The sequence below is a fragment of the Streptomyces sp. NPDC044061 genome (genome assembly GCF_056434305.1).
In genome coordinates this window covers 185,782-201,857 of sequence record NZ_JBWKFL010000002.1, presented here as the reverse complement: position 1 = coordinate 201,857, position 16,076 = coordinate 185,782, and the positions used below count along the sequence as shown (strand labels likewise).

At 70.9% G+C, this 16,076-nt stretch carries 18 protein-coding genes and 1 tRNA gene; 12 read left to right on the top strand and 7 right to left on the bottom strand.

The window, feature by feature from the left end; genetic code table 11:
* The first annotated feature begins 21 nt into the window (after nucleotides 1-21).
* The 5 genes from AC07CM_RS03420 (at nucleotide 22) to AC07CM_RS03400 (ending at nucleotide 3,726) form a co-directional block, all read left to right on the top strand.
* Nucleotides 22-597, top strand: a complete 576-nt coding sequence (locus AC07CM_RS03420; RefSeq protein WP_478874637.1) for a calcium homeostasis/redox stress adaptation protein — start codon at nucleotides 22-24, stop codon at nucleotides 595-597.
* A gap of 99 nt (nucleotides 598-696) precedes the next feature.
* Nucleotides 697-1,275, top strand: coding sequence for a TerD family protein (locus AC07CM_RS03415; RefSeq protein ID WP_478874636.1), 579 nt, complete (start codon nucleotides 697-699; stop codon nucleotides 1,273-1,275).
* 100 nt (nucleotides 1,276-1,375) lie between these two features.
* Complete coding sequence (locus tag AC07CM_RS03410; RefSeq protein ID WP_478874635.1) at nucleotides 1,376-1,555, top strand: hypothetical protein; 180 nt, start codon at nucleotides 1,376-1,378, stop codon at nucleotides 1,553-1,555.
* A gap of 145 nt (nucleotides 1,556-1,700) precedes the next feature.
* Nucleotides 1,701-2,840, top strand: a complete 1,140-nt coding sequence (locus AC07CM_RS03405; protein WP_478874634.1) for a DUF475 domain-containing protein — start codon at nucleotides 1,701-1,703, stop codon at nucleotides 2,838-2,840.
* A 148-nt stretch (nucleotides 2,841-2,988) separates the two neighbouring features.
* Nucleotides 2,989-3,726 (top strand): TerD family protein, encoded by a 738-nt coding sequence (locus tag AC07CM_RS03400; RefSeq protein ID WP_478874633.1) that lies wholly within the window; start codon nucleotides 2,989-2,991, stop codon nucleotides 3,724-3,726.
* 3 nt (nucleotides 3,727-3,729) lie between these two features.
* Here AC07CM_RS03400 and AC07CM_RS03395 read toward each other — a convergent pair whose 3' ends face one another.
* Complete coding sequence (locus tag AC07CM_RS03395) at nucleotides 3,730-4,530, bottom strand: TerD family protein (protein ID WP_478874632.1); 801 nt, start codon at nucleotides 4,528-4,530, stop codon at nucleotides 3,730-3,732.
* A gap of 175 nt (nucleotides 4,531-4,705) precedes the next feature.
* Here AC07CM_RS03395 and AC07CM_RS03390 point away from each other — a divergent pair, with 175 nt between their 5' ends.
* From AC07CM_RS03390 to AC07CM_RS03380, 3 genes are read left to right on the top strand one after another with little or no spacing between them, the layout of a single operon-like run.
* On the top strand, nucleotides 4,706-5,872 hold the full coding sequence (locus tag AC07CM_RS03390) for an HpcH/HpaI aldolase/citrate lyase family protein (RefSeq protein ID WP_478874631.1): 1,167 nt from the start codon (nucleotides 4,706-4,708) through the stop codon (nucleotides 5,870-5,872).
* Between the two features lie 45 nt (nucleotides 5,873-5,917).
* Nucleotides 5,918-8,419 carry a phosphoribosyltransferase gene (locus AC07CM_RS03385; protein WP_478874630.1) on the top strand — a complete coding sequence of 834 codons (2,502 nt, stop codon included), beginning with the start codon at nucleotides 5,918-5,920 and terminating at the stop codon, nucleotides 8,417-8,419.
* On the top strand, nucleotides 8,419-9,231 hold the full coding sequence (locus AC07CM_RS03380) for an HAD family hydrolase (protein ID WP_478874629.1): 813 nt from the start codon (nucleotides 8,419-8,421) through the stop codon (nucleotides 9,229-9,231). The genes AC07CM_RS03385 and AC07CM_RS03380 overlap by 1 nt, the downstream gene beginning before the upstream one ends.
* Nucleotides 9,232-9,246: 15 nt before the next feature.
* Here AC07CM_RS03380 and AC07CM_RS03375 read toward each other — a convergent pair whose 3' ends face one another.
* The 3 genes from AC07CM_RS03375 to AC07CM_RS03365 all read right to left on the bottom strand — a co-directional run bounded on the left by AC07CM_RS03375 (nucleotide 9,247) and on the right by AC07CM_RS03365 (nucleotide 11,585).
* Complete coding sequence (locus tag AC07CM_RS03375) at nucleotides 9,247-9,468, bottom strand: FmdB family zinc ribbon protein (RefSeq protein ID WP_094218258.1); 222 nt, start codon at nucleotides 9,466-9,468, stop codon at nucleotides 9,247-9,249.
* A gap of 35 nt (nucleotides 9,469-9,503) precedes the next feature.
* Entirely contained in the window at nucleotides 9,504-10,109 is a 606-nt protein-coding gene (locus AC07CM_RS03370) for a DUF4383 domain-containing protein (RefSeq protein WP_478874628.1), read from the bottom strand.
* Nucleotides 10,110-10,193: 84 nt separating this feature from the next.
* Entirely contained in the window at nucleotides 10,194-11,585 is a 1,392-nt protein-coding gene (locus tag AC07CM_RS03365) for a hypothetical protein (protein WP_478874627.1), read from the bottom strand.
* A gap of 213 nt (nucleotides 11,586-11,798) precedes the next feature.
* Here AC07CM_RS03365 and AC07CM_RS03360 point away from each other — a divergent pair.
* A tRNA-Val gene (locus tag AC07CM_RS03360) sits at nucleotides 11,799-11,870 on the top strand.
* Nucleotides 11,871-11,912: 42 nt separating this feature from the next.
* Here AC07CM_RS03360 and AC07CM_RS03355 read toward each other — a convergent pair.
* Together AC07CM_RS03355 and AC07CM_RS03350 are read right to left on the bottom strand one after the other, a co-directional pair.
* A complete protein-coding gene (locus AC07CM_RS03355; RefSeq protein ID WP_478874626.1) occupies nucleotides 11,913-12,263 on the bottom strand; it encodes a hypothetical protein in 351 nt (116 codons plus the stop codon).
* A gap of 92 nt (nucleotides 12,264-12,355) precedes the next feature.
* Complete coding sequence (locus AC07CM_RS03350; protein ID WP_478874625.1) at nucleotides 12,356-13,252, bottom strand: ketopantoate reductase family protein; 897 nt, start codon at nucleotides 13,250-13,252, stop codon at nucleotides 12,356-12,358.
* Between the two features lie 93 nt (nucleotides 13,253-13,345).
* Here AC07CM_RS03350 and AC07CM_RS03345 point away from each other — a divergent pair, with 93 nt between their 5' ends.
* From AC07CM_RS03345 to AC07CM_RS03335, 3 genes are all read left to right on the top strand, one after another.
* Entirely contained in the window at nucleotides 13,346-13,576 is a 231-nt protein-coding gene (locus AC07CM_RS03345; RefSeq protein ID WP_478874624.1) for a DUF2277 domain-containing protein, read from the top strand.
* A gap of 371 nt (nucleotides 13,577-13,947) precedes the next feature.
* Entirely contained in the window at nucleotides 13,948-14,400 is a 453-nt protein-coding gene (locus AC07CM_RS03340; RefSeq protein WP_478874623.1) for a DoxX family protein, read from the top strand.
* A 222-nt stretch (nucleotides 14,401-14,622) separates the two neighbouring features.
* A complete protein-coding gene (locus AC07CM_RS03335; protein WP_478874622.1) occupies nucleotides 14,623-15,234 on the top strand; it encodes a DedA family protein in 612 nt (203 codons plus the stop codon).
* Nucleotides 15,235-15,302: 68 nt separating this feature from the next.
* On the opposite strand, the gene AC07CM_RS03330 is transcribed toward AC07CM_RS03335, so the two are convergent.
* Nucleotides 15,303-15,947, bottom strand: coding sequence for an HNH endonuclease family protein (locus AC07CM_RS03330; RefSeq protein ID WP_478874621.1), 645 nt, complete (start codon nucleotides 15,945-15,947; stop codon nucleotides 15,303-15,305).
* Nucleotides 15,948-16,076 lie beyond the last annotated feature (129 nt).

Here is a 16,076-nt window from a genome sequence, read left to right as displayed (position 1 = left end):
TGGACACCACATGGAGGACCCGTGGGAGTCAGCCTCAGCAAGGGCGGCAACGTATCGCTGACGAAGGAGGCCCCGGGCCTGACCGCCGTCATCGTCGGTCTGGGGTGGGACGTACGCACCACGACCGGCACCGACTTCGACCTCGACGCCAGCGCGCTGCTGCTGAACAACTCCGGCAAGGTCGCGAGCGACCAGCACTTCGTCTTCTTCAACAACCTCAAGAGCCCCGACGGCTCGGTCGAGCACACCGGTGACAACATCACTGGTGAGGGCGAGGGCGACGACGAACAGATCAAGATCAACCTGGTCGGCGTCCCGGCCGAGGTCGAGAAGATCGTCTTCCCGGTGTCGATCTACGACGCCGAGAACCGCCAGCAGTCCTTCGGCCAGGTCCGCAACGCGTTCATCCGCGTGGTGAACCAGGCGGGCGAGCAGGAGATCGCCCGCTACGACCTGAGCGAGGACGCCTCCACCGAGACCGCGATGGTCTTCGGCGAGCTGTACCGGCACGGCGCGGAGTGGAAGTTCCGCGCCATCGGGCAGGGCTACGCCTCGGGCCTGCGCGGCATCGCCCAGGACTTCGGCGTCAACGTCTGACGCGCGAGGTCCCCGCGTCCGTCCGGCGCCGCACCGTTTACGGTCGGCGCCGGACGTGCAGGACAACCAAAGAAGCAGCACTAGGGGAGGACCAGCAACATGGGCGTCACGCTCGCCAAGGGAGGCAACGTCTCCCTCTCCAAGGCCGCACCGAACCTCACCAACGTCATGATCGGGCTCGGCTGGGACGCGCGCTCCACCACCGGCGCCCCCTTCGACCTGGACGCCAGCGCCCTGCTGTGCGGCGCCGGGAACCGGGTGATGGGCGACGAGTGGTTCGTGTTCTACAACCAGCTCAAGAGCCCCGACGGCTCCGTCGAGCACACCGGTGACAACCTCACCGGTGAGGGCGAGGGCGACGACGAGTCGATCCTGGTCGACCTGACCAAGGTGCCGCTCCAGTGCGAGAAGATCGTCTTCCCCGTCTCGATCCACCTGGCCGACGAGCGCGCCCAGACCTTCGGACAGGTCTCCAACGCCTTCATCCGCGTGGTCAACCAGGCCGACGGCCAGGAACTGGCCCGCTACGACCTCAGCGAGGACGCCGGCACCGAAACCGCCATGATCTTCGGCGAGCTGTACCGGTACCAGGGCGAGTGGAAGTTCCGTGCGGTGGGCCAGGGGTACGCCTCGGGTCTGCGGGGAATCGCCCTGGACTTCGGGGTCAACGTTTCGTAAAGCCGAACACGGCGCGGTCCAGCGGTTCTTCGCTCGCCGCACCCGTGATCGGGCTGGAGACGCCGGCGCGTCGCCGACTTCGGACGAACGGAGTGTGGTCTTGAAACGGGAACCGGAACAGACGCCGCTGCGGCTCAACCCCGCACTCTCCGCGCTTGTGTACTGCGCCGTACTGCTCGCCGGCGTGGTGCTGATCGTGACCGGGCGGGCCAACCCCGTCGAGGCCTCCGGGTTCACCTCGCCCTTCCTGGTGATCTTCGAAGGAGTCAAGGGGCGCTGACGGCGCGAGGCCCGGACCTGTGGCTTTCAGGGGCGGGTGCCCTCGCCGCCACCCCCGGTGGGAGACCCCTTTAGACTCGTGGTCAACATTTAGCAAAGCCGAGTACGGCGCGGGGGAGACCCGTACCAACACAATGGGGTAGCCAGTGCTTCTCAAAACGTTCGGCTGGTCGTTCGCGGTCACCGCGGTCGGTCTGGTCGCTGCGGTCTTCTACGGGGGGTGGGAGGCCTTCGGCATCGTGGCGATCCTCTCCGTCCTCGAGATCTCGCTGTCGTTCGACAACGCGGTGGTCAACGCCGGAATCCTGAAGAAGATGAACGCCTTCTGGCAGAAGATCTTCCTCACGGTCGGCGTGCTCATCGCGGTCTTCGGCATGCGGCTCGTCTTCCCGGTCGTCATCGTGGCGATCAGCGCCAAGATGGGCCCGATCGAGGCGGTCGACCTCGCACTCAACAACAAGGACCGCTACCAGGAGCTGGTCACCGACGCCCACCCGGCGATCGCCGCGTTCGGCGGAATGTTCCTGCTGATGATCTTCCTCGACTTCATCTTCGAGGACCGGGACATCCAGTGGCTGCGCTGGATCGAGCGGCCCCTGGCCAAGCTCGGCAAGGTCGACATGCTGTCGGTCTGCATCTCCCTGATCGTCCTGCTCATCACCTCCTTCACCTTCGCCACCCACGCCCACCAGCACGGCGGCGCCCACGTCGACAAGGCGCAGACGGTCCTGATCGCAGGCATCGCCGGCCTGATCACGTACATGATCGTCGGCGGTCTCTCCGGCTACTTCGAGGACAAGCTGGAGGAAGAGGAGGAGCGCGAGCACGAGGAGGAGGAAGAGGCCGCCCGCGCCGGGAAGAAACGTTCTCCGGTGGTCCTGGCCGGCCAGGCCGCGTTCTTCATGTTCCTCTACCTCGAGGTCCTGGACGCGTCGTTCTCCTTCGACGGCGTGATCGGCGCCTTCGCCATCACCAACGACATCGTGCTGATGGCGCTGGGTCTGGGCATCGGCGCCATGTACGTCCGTTCGCTGACCGTGTACCTGGTCCGCCAGGGCACCCTGGACGACTACGTCTACCTGGAGCACGGCGCCCACTACGCGATCGGCGCCCTGGCCGTGCTCCTCATGGTCACCATCCAGTACGAGATCAACGAGGTCGTCACCGGCCTCGTCGGCGTCGTCCTGATCGCCTGGTCCTTCTGGTCCTCCGTCCGCCGCAACCGCGCCCTCGCCGCGGCCGAGGCCGGCGCGGGCGAGAAGGCCGAGGTCTCCTCCGGGGTCTGACGTCCGGCATCCCCTGCGAGCCCCCTACGGGCAGGATCAGGGACGTGACGGGGTGTGGCACCCCGTCCGGTGAGGAACGCTCTGTTCGGGGCGGCCGACGTGGTCGGCCGCCTCGACGGCGTTCAGTGACGACCATCCGGGGGCGGGAATGGGATTCTTCGACGGGCTGCGGGGCGGACGCGCCGCCGACTTCGACTCGGGCAGCGCCGCGACCAACGCGATCGAACTGACCAGGCGGCACCAGCAGGTGTCCCTCACCAAGCAGGACGCGGCCACCGGCCATCTGCGCATCAACCTCGCCTGGCGGATGCGGACCTCCGACTTCGACGGCAACCAGCGCACCAGTCTCTTCCGCCACCCCTTCAAGGCGCTCAGGCCGCCGGAGGTCCTCGGACACGGGCAGAGCATGGTCAACGTCGACCTCGACCTCGGCTGCCTGTACGAGCTGACCGACGGCACGAAGGGGGTCGTCCAGCCGCTCGGCGGCTACCTCGGCGACGTCAACGCACCGCCCTACATCAAGCTCAGCGGCGACGACCGGTTCGGATCGGCGTCCGGCGAGACCATGTACATCAACCTGGACCACCGGGAAGCGATCAAAAGGCTGCTGGTCTTCGTCTACATCTACGACCAGACACCCGCGTTCGACCGTACGCACGCGATCGTGACCCTCTACCCCAGCAACGGCCCCCGGATCGAGATAGGCCTGGACGAGCGGCATCCCCAGGCCCGGTCCTGTGCGGTCGTGATGATCGAGAACGTGAAGGGGGAGCTGGTCGTCCGCCGCGAGGTCAAGTTCGTGTACGGATTCCAGGGGGAGCTGGACCGGCTGTACGGCTGGGGACTGACCTGGGGCAGGGGCTACAAGTCCAAGGTGGAGCGGTAACCCCTACCGGCCGATGAACTGCGGACCCTGCGGCGGCAGCCGGAAGTTCGGGTCCAGGGGAGCCGTCAGGGCCGGCTGGGGCTGCGGATAGCCGTAGGCCGGCCGGCTCGCCGGCTGGGGATAGCCGTACGCGGGCTGCTGCGGCGACGTCGGCTGCGGATAGCCGTACGCCGACTGGGGCGGGACCGCCGTCGGCTGTTCGGGCGGCAGGGGCTGGGAGGTGGTCTCCGGCGGGGCCTGGCTCGGCTCCTCCTCCGGCTCCGACTCGTCCACCGAGATGCCGAAGTCCGTGGCGAGGCCCCTCAGCCCGTTCGAATAGCCCTCGCCCAGGGCGCGGAACTTCCAGCCCTCCCCGCGCCGGTACAGCTCCCCGCAGATCAGCGCGGTCTCCGCGCCGGTCTCCGGCTTGATCTCGAAGTGGGCCAGCGGCTCGCCGTCGGCGACGGAGGCGTCGTACAGCAGGATGCACAGGGCCGGGACGCGGTCGAAGGAGACGCCGTCCGCGGAGGCCACCAGCAGGATGCGGCCGACGGCGGGCTCGACACCCGAGAGATCCGACTGGATCGTGTCGGTCAGCCCCTCGGTGATCCGCTTCTTGCCCAGCCGCCACACCTGGCCCGAGGGATGCCGGGGCTGGTTGTAGAACACGAAGTCCTCGTCGGAGCGCACACGGCCGTCGGGGCCGAGCAGCAGCGCCGAGGCGTCCACGTCCGGAACTCCCTGCCCGGGCGTCCAGCGCAGCACGGCGCGCACCGTGGTGGCCTCGAGCGGGACGTTCGACCCCTTCAGCATCGCGTGCGTCATGCCGTCATCCTGCCCTCTCGGTCCTGGCCACGACAATGCGGGGGGTATTGCCGCCGACATGGGCGAGTTACCGGAAATTCATGCCCGAAGGGAACCCCCGACATGGATCCCTACGTACTATTACCGGCCACCCTTTACCGAATCCACAGGCTCGGCTTGCGCCCTGAGGAGTCCTATGCGTCATTTCGGGCACATCGCCCCCGAGGTGCGGCAGCGCCTCTTCCACCAGGAGCCGTGCGCGTTCACCGCCGACTCCCCGGCCCGGCTGCTCTCCGCGGCCCTGGGCGCCACGCTCTACAGCCCGGCAACCCGGCCGCGGCTCGCCGACGACGTCGTCAAGCAGGCCGGCAACGGCGTGGTCTCGATGGTGCTGTGCCTGGAGGACTCGATCGACGACGCGGACGTCGTGGCGGGCGAGGAAAACCTCGTCCGGCAGTTCGCCGACCTCGACGCCCGCGAGGGGGTGGAACCGCCCCTGCTGTTCATCCGGGTGCGTGCCCCCGAGCAGATCCCCGACCTCGTACGGCGCCTCGGCGCCTCCGTACGGCTGCTGTCCGGGTTCGTCATGCCCAAGTTCACCGAGGAGCGCGGCATCCCGTTCCTGGAGGCCCTCGCCTCCGCCGAGGCCGTCAGCGGCCGCCGGCTGTTCGCCATGCCCGTCCTCGAGTCGCCCGAGCTGCTCTACCGCGAGTCCCGCGTGGACACCCTGGAGGGCATCGCCCGCGCGGTCGCCAAGTTCCGCGACCGGGTGCTCGCCCTGCGCCTCGGCGTCACCGACTTCTGCTCCTCCTACGGGCTGCGCCGCGCCCCCGACATGACCGCCTACGACGTCCAGATCGTCGCCTCCGTGATCGCCGACGTGGTCAACATGCTGGGCCGGGCCGACGGCACCGGATTCACCGTGACCGGGCCGGTCTGGGAGTACTTCCGGGTGCCCGAGCGCATGTTCAAGCCACAGTTGCGGCAGAGCCCCTTCCTGGAGGTGCAGGCCGTCGAACTGCGCGAGAAGCTCATCGAGCACGCGATGGACGGGCTGCTGCGGGAGATCTCCCTGGACCAGGCCAACGGCCTGCTCGGCAAGACCTGCATCCACCCCTCCCACGTCCTCCCGGTGCACGCGCTGTCCGTGGTCAGCCACGAGGAGTTCAGCGACGCCCAGGACATCCTCCGGCCGGAACGCGGCGGCGGGGGTGTACTCCGGTCGGCCTACACGAACAAGATGAATGAGGTGAAGCCGCACCGCGCCTGGGCCGAGCGGACCCTGCTGCGCGCCGAGGCCTTCGGCGTGGCCAACGAGGACGTCGGCTTCGTGGAGCTGCTCACCGCCGGAATACCCGGCTGACGTCGCCGGACCATCCGGCCGACCTTTTCGCAACCCAAGGAACGCATGAACAACGCAGTGAACGACGGGGTCTGGTCCGGCAGCTGGGTCGCCGAGCGACTCGGTGTCGGACTCGAGGGCGACGACGGCCTGCGGGCCCTGCTGGGGCTCGCGCTGCGCCGCAACCCCAAGCGGGCCCACCTGCTCGTCTCCCACGTGCTCGGCAAGCACGTACCGCAGTCGCCGTCCGTCGTGTACGGCCACGGATTCCGCCTGGGCCGCCGGGTCCGCGACCTGCTCGGCGAGACACAGGCCGCCTCCGCCGTCGTCCTCGGCTACGCGGAGACCGCCACCGGCCTCGGTCACGCGGTCGCCGACGGCCTCGGCCTCGCCCCGTACCTGCACTCCACACGCCGCCCCGTGGCCGGGGCGGCCCGGGCGGGCGGCTTCGAGGAGTCCCACTCCCACGCCACCTCCCACCTGCTGCTCCCCGAGGACCCCGCCCTGCTCGCGGGCGACGGCCCGCTGGTCCTCGTCGACGACGAGTTCTCCACCGGCAACACCATCCTCAACACCATCCGTGACCTGCACGAACGCTATCCGCGGACACGGTATGTGGTGGTCGCCCTGATCGACATGCGTTCCGCCGAGGACACGGCACGCCTCCACCGGTTCGCGGAGGACATCGGCGCGCGGGTGGACGTGATCGCCACCGCGTCCGGGACGGTGCGGCTGCCGGAAGACGTCCTCGCGAAAGGACAGGAGCTGGTCGCCCGCTACGAGACCACCGGCGGGCCGTCGGCCGAGTGCCCCTCCGACGCGGCCGGACGCGCCACCCCCCGCACCCCCGAAGAGGCGCACCGGCCGGGCGACGTCGTCCGGGTGGACCTGCACTGGCCCCACCACCTGCCCGACGGCGGCCGGCACGGTTTCACGCCCGCCCACCGCGCCCGCCTGGAGACCGCGCTGCCCGCCATGGCCGCCCGGGTCGCCGAGGCACTGCCCGACACCGCCCGGCGCGTGCTCGTGCTCGGCTTCGAGGAGCTGATGTACGCCCCGCTGCGCATCGCCCGCGAACTGGAGCAGGTGATCCCCGCCGAGGTGCGCTTCTCCACCACCACCCGCTCACCCGTCCTCGCGGTCGACGACCCCGGCTACGCCATACGCACCCGCCTGGTCTTCCCCGCCCACGACGACCCCGCCGACGGCCCCGGCGACCGCTACGCCTACAACGTCGCGGGCGCCGGCTTCGACGCCGTCGTCGCCGTCGTCGACTCGACCGCCGACACCCCCGCCCTGCACGCCCCCGACGGCCTGCTGGCCCGCCTCGCGACCCACACCCCGCACGTCCTGCTCGCGGTCATACCGTCCTACGCGCCCGAGCCCCCCTCCACCCCCGAAAGGCCGGCCATGCTGCCCGAGCCCCTCCGCGGCCCCGCCTTCTCCTCGTACCCGCCCGAGGAGGTCGGCTGGCTGCTGCAGGACCTCTCGGACGTCACCCTGGAGGCGCCGACCGAGGAACGGGAGGAGGCCATCCAGAGCGGCGGAGCCCACTACGCCGAGTCGCTCCCGGTCGAGTACCAGCCCAGCGAGCAGTACCAGGAACTGTTCCACTCCGCCCTCGACGCCTCCGCCGCCCGGATCGCGCACGCCGTAGGCGTCGTCACCGAGACCGTCGTCGCCGAGCGGTCGCCCCGCCCGGTGCTCGTCTCCCTGGCCCGCGCGGGCACCCCGGTCGGCGTGCTCATGCGCCGCTGGGCCCAGTTCCGGCACGGCCTCGACCTCCCGCACTACGCCGTCTCCATCGTCCGCGGCCGCGGCATCGACGCGAACGCCCTGCGCTGGCTCGCCGCCCACCACGACCCCCGCGACGTCGTCTTCGTCGACGGCTGGACCGGCAAGGGCGCCATCACCCGCGAACTCGCCCAGGCCATCGAGGAGTTCGAGGAGAAGGAAGGCATCACCGGCTTCGACCCGGAGATCGCCGTACTCGCCGACCCGGGCTCCTGCGTCCGCACCTACGGCACCCGCGAGGACTTCCTCATCCCCTCCGCCTGCCTCAACTCCACGGTCTCCGGTCTGATCTCGCGCACCGTCCTGCGCGCCGACCTGGTCGGCCCGAACGACTTCCACGGCGCGAAGTTCTACCGCGAACTCGCCGGCGCCGACGTCTCCCTCGCCTTCCTCGACGCCGTCTCCGCCCGCTTCCCGGAGGTCGCCGACACCGTCGACAGCGCCGTCAAGGAACTGATGGCCGAGGACCGCACCCCGACCTGGGAGGGCTGGCAGGCCGTCGAGCGGATCAGCGAGGAGTACGGCATCCACGACGTCAACCTCGTCAAGCCCGGCGTCGGCGAGACCACCCGCGTCCTGCTGCGCCGGGTCCCGTGGAAGATCCTCGCCAAGGCCGGCGCGGGCGCCGACCTCGACCACGTACGGCTGCTCGCCGAACAGCGAGGGGTGCCCGTCGAGGAGGTCGGCGAACTGCCCTACACCTGTGTCGGACTCATCCACCCCAAGTACACGCGGGGCGCCACGGGCGCCGACGGCCGGGCGGTGAACGTCTGATGCCGGTGCTGGTGGCGAGCGACCTCGACCGCACACTCATCTACTCCTCGGCTGCCCTCGCGCTGACCATGCCGGACGCGCGGGCGCCCCGGCTGCTGTGCGTCGAGGTCCACGAGAGCAAGCCCCTGTCCTACATGACCGAGACGGCCGCCCAGCTCCTCACCGACCTCGGCGACACCGCCGTCTTCGTGCCCACCACGACCCGCACCCGCAAGCAGTACCAGCGCATCAACCTGCCCGGCCCGCAGCCGGCGTACGCGATCTGCGCCAACGGCGGCCATCTGCTCGTCGACGGCGTCACGGACCACGACTGGCACACCGCAGTGCTGGCACGTCTCGCCGACGAGTGCGCACCGCTGGAAGAGATCACCGAGCACCTGACCCGGACCGCAGACCCCGTCTGGGTGCGCAAGCACCGGGTCGCCGAGGACCTCTTCGCCTACCTCGTCGTCGAACGCGAGCTGCTGCCGGAGGACTGGGTGAAGGAACTGGCCGTATGGGCGGAGAACCGAGGGTGGACCGTCTCCCTCCAGGGCCGCAAGATCTACGCCGTCCCCAAGCCGCTCACCAAGAGCGCCGCCGTACACGAGGTCGCCCGGCGCACCGGCGCCCACCTCACCCTGGCCGCCGGCGACTCCCTGCTCGACGCCGACCTGCTGCTGGCCGCCGACCAGGGCTGGCGCCCGGGCCACGGCGAACTGGCCGACAGCGACTGGAGCGCCCCGGCGATCACCGCGCTCCCTGAACGCGGAGTACTGGCCGGGGAGCGGATCGTACGCGAGTTCCTGCGGGCCGCACGGCAGCAGCCCTGACCCGCAGGACCGAGGTCAGCCGCAGCAGCCACCACCGCAACAGCCGCCCCCGCCCCCGCCCGCCCGGGGCGCGGGGGCCGGCGCGGCCGACGTGCCGCCCACGGCCACCGTCGACAGCAGCTTGACCGTGTCGTCGTGGCCCGCGGGGCAGGCCGCCGGGGCGGCGGACTCCGCCATCGGACGGCTCAGTTCGAAGGTGTCGCCGCAGGTACGGCAGCGGTACTCGTAGCGAGGCATACCCACAGATTAACCGGCGACCCCACCGGCCGGGCTCACTCCGTGTCCGGCCGGTGCGCTTCCCGCGTACTCCGCAGCGCCCGGTCGGCCGGCGGCATCCCGGCCTCCCGCCCGAGCTGCTCCTGCCCGACCGCGTCCGGGTGCCGTGCCCGCCAGTACGGATTGTCGTGCGGCAGGGCCGAACCGACCCGGCCGTACATGCCGAAGGTCATCAGCAGCACGCCCACGACGAAACTGAACAGCACGTTCTGGATCCTGAACGCGAGGAAGTTGTTGGGGGTGTCCAGCAGACCGAGGAACAGGAAGCCGTTCAGCAGGAACAGCACACCCAGCACCATGTTCAGCGTGGACGCGAAGTTCCCGCCGACCGCCATGCCGACCAGCAGCAACGCGCCGATGCAGATCGACAGCACACTGAGCGTGCCGTTGGTGTTCAGCCCGGCGACCGAGTTCCCGCCGGTGTCGAAGAAGCCGATGTGGTCGATCAGGCCGAGGATGCCGAAGGCGACAAGGAAAGCGCCGATCAGGCCCGCACCGATCCGGTAGACCCGGTTCAGCCGGTGGTCGACGGGCAGGTGGTCGTCCAGCCGCATCCGCCGCCGATCCCCGGCCTTCTCCGTGTGCACTGCGTGTGTGGCCATGTCCGCCTCCCTGGGGCGCCTAGCGGAGGCCATCCGTTCCATTCAATATCCGCCCGCCCCGCCCCACCCGGCAACACGCGCAGCTCAGTGGCCGCCCCCGCGCTCCTCCCGGATCTGCGCCACCACCCGGGCCACCGTCTGCCGCACGGCGTCCGTCTCGGTCAGGAAATGCCAGTAGTCCGGGTGCCGGCCCTCCAGCGTGCCGATCGCCCGCTCCAGCCGCCCCACCGCGTCGTCCAGCGGCCGCGCGTGCCGCGGATCCGGAGTCGTACGGCCGGTCATCGCCAGCCGCTGGGCGTCCCGGATCGCGAACCGGGTCCGCTCGACCTCCTGCTGCGGATCCTTCTGCACCGCGTTCAGCCGCGTGAGCCGGTCACCGGCCGCCGACACCGCCTCGTCCGTCGTGTTCAGCAGCGCCCGCACGGTCGACAGCAACGAGGTGGCGTCCGGCCAGCGCTGGGCGTCCCGGGCCGCCTGCGCCTCGCGCAGCTTCAGCTCGGCCTGCCGCACGTTCTGCGCCGCCTGCGCGGGCACCTGCTGCAGATCCTGCCAGCACGCGGCCGCGAACCTCCGCCGCAGCTCGCTCAGCACCGGGTCGACCTGCCCCGCCCGGGTGGTCAGCGCCTGGGCCCTCGTCCGCAGACTCACCAGCCGGTGATCGATCTCGGCCGCCTTCTCCGGCAGCCGCTCCGCCTCCGCCCGGATCGCCAAGGCCTCCCGCTGCACCCGCTCGGCCCGCTCCAGCGTCTGCGCCACCCCGTGCTGACCGGCACCCTGGTTCAGCCTCGTCAGCTCCGGCGAGAGCGCCGCGAGCCGGGCCGCGAGATCATCGGCCGCGAGACCCTTCTGACGTACGGCGTCCAGCGCGTTGCTCGCGCCCAGCAACGCCTGCCGGGCCCGCTCCACCGCCGGGGCCAGCCGGGCGAGCTGCGTCTCGGCCTTGCCCAGCAGCGGCTCCAGCGAGCTGCCGAAACGGTCCAGCTCCTGCTTGACCCGGACCAGCTCGTCCTTGGCCGCCGTCAGTTCGGTGCGCGCCCGGGCCGCCGCAGCGGCCTCCAGATCGTCCCGGTCCAGGTCATGGGCGTCCACGGCCTGGATGTACCGCTGACTGACCTCGTCGATCCGCGCGCCCAGCGCCTCGAAGTCGCTCACCACCCGCCGCGCGGCGGGGGAGTCGTCGACGGCCGTGATGGTCTCCACCGAGATCCGCAGATCCCGCTGGGCGGTGTCGAGTTCGTAGAACGCGGCCGCCGCGGCGTCCTTCGCGGCCTGCGCCTCGGCCCGCTGGCCCTCCGCCCGCCCACCGAACCACCGCCGGGTGCCGCCACCGGCGAACGCGGCGGGCAGCGCGAGCACGGCCAGTACCGGCAGAGTCAGCAGGGTCACGGTGTCGCGCAGTGCCGTGGACCCGCCCCGGGCCCCTACGGTCGACGGCGGGTACGACCGCGTCGATGGCGTGCCCGGTGTCGCCGTCACATCCCTCTCCCGTGCTGTGAACCGCCGTGGGTGCTGTCATTCTCCCACCCGTTGAAGACGAACACACGGGCCGGTCAGTTCGCCGTACGGACCGTGACCTTCCCGCGCGAGAAGCGGACGGACACGGTGCGGGGCTCCTGTGATCGGGTTTGCGGTGCACTGCCACCGGCAATGTAGGCTGTCGACTCGTCCTGGGTGTGGTGCCCGGGAGACGGGTGCGTAGCTCAGGGGTAGAGCGCCTGCCTTACAAGCAGGATGTCGGCGGTTCGAAACCGTCCGCGCCCACACGGGAGAAGCCCCCGGCCGAGTGTGGCCGGGGGCTTTTCGTCACTCTGCTTCCTCGTGGTCCTCGTGGTCCTCGTGGGCGTGCTTCAGCTTCGTGCGGGCCTCGACGCGTTCCGCCGCCACGACCTCGGCCCAGAAGCGGTGGCCGCTGACGAACACCGCCAGTTCGTGCTCCCGGCGGCGGAGCTTCTCCACCTCGGCCTGCTCGTCGGCCGTCCAGCCGGGGGACGCGGGCCGCTCCACCTTCCGCCAGCCGCTGTCGTCACTGAAGCCGTCCAGCGGCTCGACCGACCAGGGCAGCCGCCTGAGCAGGGCCGACAGCTCGGCCCGGACCTGATGCAGCTCCTCCTGACCGGCTAGGAGGTCACTGGGGAATTCGTAGGTCTCAGCCACGCGGCAATGCTACGCCTGTTCGATTTTGAGTGGCGAGTTCGGTTGTGAGGTTCACGCGAACGGGTAACGCCCGTCGAAGCCGACAAAAGGCCTCAGTGGCCGACTGCCCGGAGCTCCGTCACCAGGCGGGTCGTCACCGGCACCGGTACGCCGTGCCGGTCCGCCGCGCGGAGCAACGCTCCGCCGATGGCGTCGAGTTCGAGTGGACGCCCCGCCTCGGCGTCGCGCTGCATGGAGGACTTGGCGGCGGGCGGGAAGGCGTCGTACCGGGACAGGGCCTGGGCCGGGTCGGCGGGGGCGCCGCAGGCGCGGCTCACCGCGGTGGTCTCGGCGACCAGGGACTCCAGCTCCTCGCGGTGGCGGGTGCGGGCTTCGCCGAGGGGGAGGCCGTAGCGGGTGGTGAGCAGAGCGAAGGGGGCGAGGAAGGCCATCTTCGCCCACAGGGCCGCGGTCTCGTCCTCCAGTACGCGCGTGGCCGCGCCGGCGGCGGTGAGCACGGCGGCGAGGGAGTCGAGGCGGGAGCGGGGCACGCCGTCCCCCGCCAGGTCGATCTCCGTGAACGGGCTGCCGTGTTCGATCACGCCCGGGGCCAGGCGGGTCGATTCCACCCGGATCACGCCGGGGGCCACGCGGTCGGGGCCGTAGCGGGCGCGCAGGGTCGCGGGGTGCTCGACGCCGTTCAGGAGCGGTACGACGAGGGCGTCGCCGAGGGCGGCCGGCGGCACGCGGGTGAGGGCGGTGTCCAGGGTGGTGTGCTTGACGGTGACCAGGCACGCGTCCACCGGTTCGCGCAGCTCGGTGTCCGCTTCCACGGGTGCGGTGAAGTCCCCGAACTGGCGGCTGCGGACCTGGATTCCGGTCCCGCGCAGGGTGTCGGCCGTGGCCTGCCGGGCCAGGCAGATGACGCGGTGGCCGGAGCGGGACAGGAGGGCGGCGAGAAGGCCGCCGGTGCCGCCGGGGCCGAGGACGGCCACGGTGTGCTTCGTCATGAGGGTGTTCCTCTCGTCGGTCGGCCCCGGGGTTCGGTGGCCGCCTTCGGAGTGATCCTCGCAGCGGGGCGAGGTGTGCGTGAGACTGGGGGCATGTGCCGGAGTATCAAGACGTTGCGTCCGCCCGTGCTGCCCGGTGAGGCCACCGACGACGACATCCGTGCCGCCGCGCTGCAGTACGTGCGGAAGGTCTCGGGGTTCCGGGCGCCCGCCGCCCACAACCGCGAGGTGTTCGACCGGGCCGTGGAGGCCGTGGCGGAGGCCACGGCGGAGCTGCTCGGCGGGCTGGAGGTGCGGGGGCAGTCCGTGCGGGAGGCGGGGTAGAGCCCGTTCTTCGGGCCTGTGAAGTCGGTCTGATAGGCCGTCAAATGACCTTGTGTGCACGGAGGTCGGCGTTCGGTGCGCCGATGGGGCAGCCACCGGGTGGCCGCTGCAAGTGCCCTGTCCAGATGTGGATTCGGTCGCGCTTTCGGGTGTCGGTGCGGTCGCGTGGGCCGTCCCACGTGCGGCTGAGGGCGATGCGGAATCGTGAGCGGAGGTGGAACCATGGCCAAATGTTGAACTTGCAAGCATCGATTAGGTTCACCTAACCTGGGTCCCTCGTTCGGTACCGCCGTCCCCCACGACCGGCCCCGCGCGTTCCCTCCGGCTGCGCCGGACGCGCTGCCCGGCCGACACCGAAGAGGAGAACCGCCATGTCCACGCGCCTCAACTCCGCTCAGCCGTACGCGCTCGGGCTCTTCCGCATCGTCGTAGGCCTGCTGTTCGCCGTGCACGGCGCCGCCTCGCTGTTCGGCGTCCTCGGCGGCGCCATGGGCACCGGCGGCACGATCCCGTCCGGCACCTGGCCCGGCTGGTACGCGGCCGTGATCCAGCTGGTCGCCGGCGGCCTCGTCCTGCTCGGCCTCGGCACCCGCGGTGCCGCGCTGATCGCCTCGGGCTCGATGGCGTACGCGTACTTCGACGTCCACCAGCAGGCCGCCCTGTGGCCCATCCAGAACGGCGGCGAACTCTCGGTCCTGTTCTGCTGGTCGTTCCTCCTGCTGGTCTTCACCGGCTCCGGCGCCTTCGGTCTCGACCGCCTCGTCACGCGCCGTACGGCGGCGACGCGGCAGCCGGCCCCGGAGCAGACCCCGATCACGGCCTGACCGCCCCGCGGAAGACGGCCCGACCCGCCTCGGGGATGACGGCCTGACCGCCCCCGCTCTCGACGGCACCCTTCCCCCTGTTGTACGGAGGGGTGCCGTCGCCGTTGTGCCGGCACGGAAGTGAAAACCCCGTTTCGATCACATGTGCCCCCCGCGAACCCTCTGTCACACCCTCGGCGTACGCTGTATGGCTGTCATCGGGGGAGTAACGGGGGAGTCGGAGTGTGGGAGAGCCTGGGGTCACTGGCCGCCGGTCCATGGATCTACGCCATGGTGGGCCTGTCGGTGCTCCTCGACGTGTTCGTGCCGGTGCTGCCGAGCGGAGTGCTCGTCATCACGGCGGCCACGGCAGCGGCGGCGGGTTCGGGCGCGGCGGCGGGGCAGGTCCCGCACGACGTGCCGGACATCCTCGTCCTGACCCTCTCCGCCGCGACAGCCTCGGTCCTCGGTGATCTGGTGGCCTACCGGCTGGCCTGGCGGGGCGGTGAGCGCCTGGACCGCGCGATAGCCCGCTCCCGCCGCCTGACCGCCGCGCAGGAACGTCTCGGCGAGGCCTTGTCCCGGGGCGGTGGCGCCCTGGTCGTGCTGGCCCGTTTCGCTCCCGCCGGCCGTTCGGTCGTCTCGTTCTGCGCGGGCGCCGCGCATCGCCGCGTCCGCGAGTTCCTCCCCTGGTCGGCGCTGGCCGGCCTGTCCTGGGCCGCCTACAGCGTCTCCCTCGGCTACTTCGGCGCCCGGTGGCTGGGCGCCACCTGGCTTGCCACGGGGGTGTCGGTGGTGGCGCTGTCCGGGGCGGGAGCCATGGCCGGGTTCCTGATGCGGCGGCGCGCGGCGTAGCCGTCGGACACGGGGCCGCCCCCCTCGGTCGCGCGCGGCGGTCGAGGGGGGCGGCTGTGTCTCCGTGATCAGCAGCTTGCCAGGTAGTTCGTCAGCGCGGTCTTCTCGGCGGAGTCGACCGAGAGGCCGTAGTAGTACTTCACCTGGACCCAGGCCCGCACGTAGGTGCAGCGGTACGCCGTGCGCGACGGCATCCAGGTGGCCGGGTCCTGGTCGCCCTTGGCCTGGTTGACGTTGTCGGTGACGGCGAGGAGCTGGGGGCGGGTGACGTCGTTGGCGAACGCCTGGCGCTGGGACGTGGTCCACTTGCTCGCGCCCGAGTCCCAGGCCTCGGCGAGCGGGACGAGGTGGTCGATGTCGACGTCGGAGGCGGCGGTCCAGGTGGCGCCGTCGTAGGGCGAGTACCAGCTGCCGCTCTGGGCCACGCAGGCGGAGTCGGTGACGACGTTCGTGCCGTCGCGCTTGAGGATGTACTCGCGGGTGTTGCAGGTGCCGCTGATGGTGATCCAGGTCGGGAACAGGTCGCGGCTGTAGCCGGTGCGGTTCTCGGTGGCCACGGTGAGCTGGGAGAGGTAGCTGCGGGCGGTGGCGCCGCTGACCGGCGTGGGGAGGGCGGCGGAGGCGCTCGGGGAGTTGAACAGGGCGACGGAGGCTATCAGGCCCGTGAGGGCCGAGAGTATGCTCAGCCGTCGACGCGCGTAGAACTTCGGCATGCGAACTCCCTGGTGGGGTGGGGGTGTTGGGCGCGAGCGAGGGAATGCTCGCGGTGCCGTATTGCCGGTGGGTGAGCGCTCGGTAAGAAGCTAGTGACGTGTGCATGACACGACAAGACTCATCGCGCA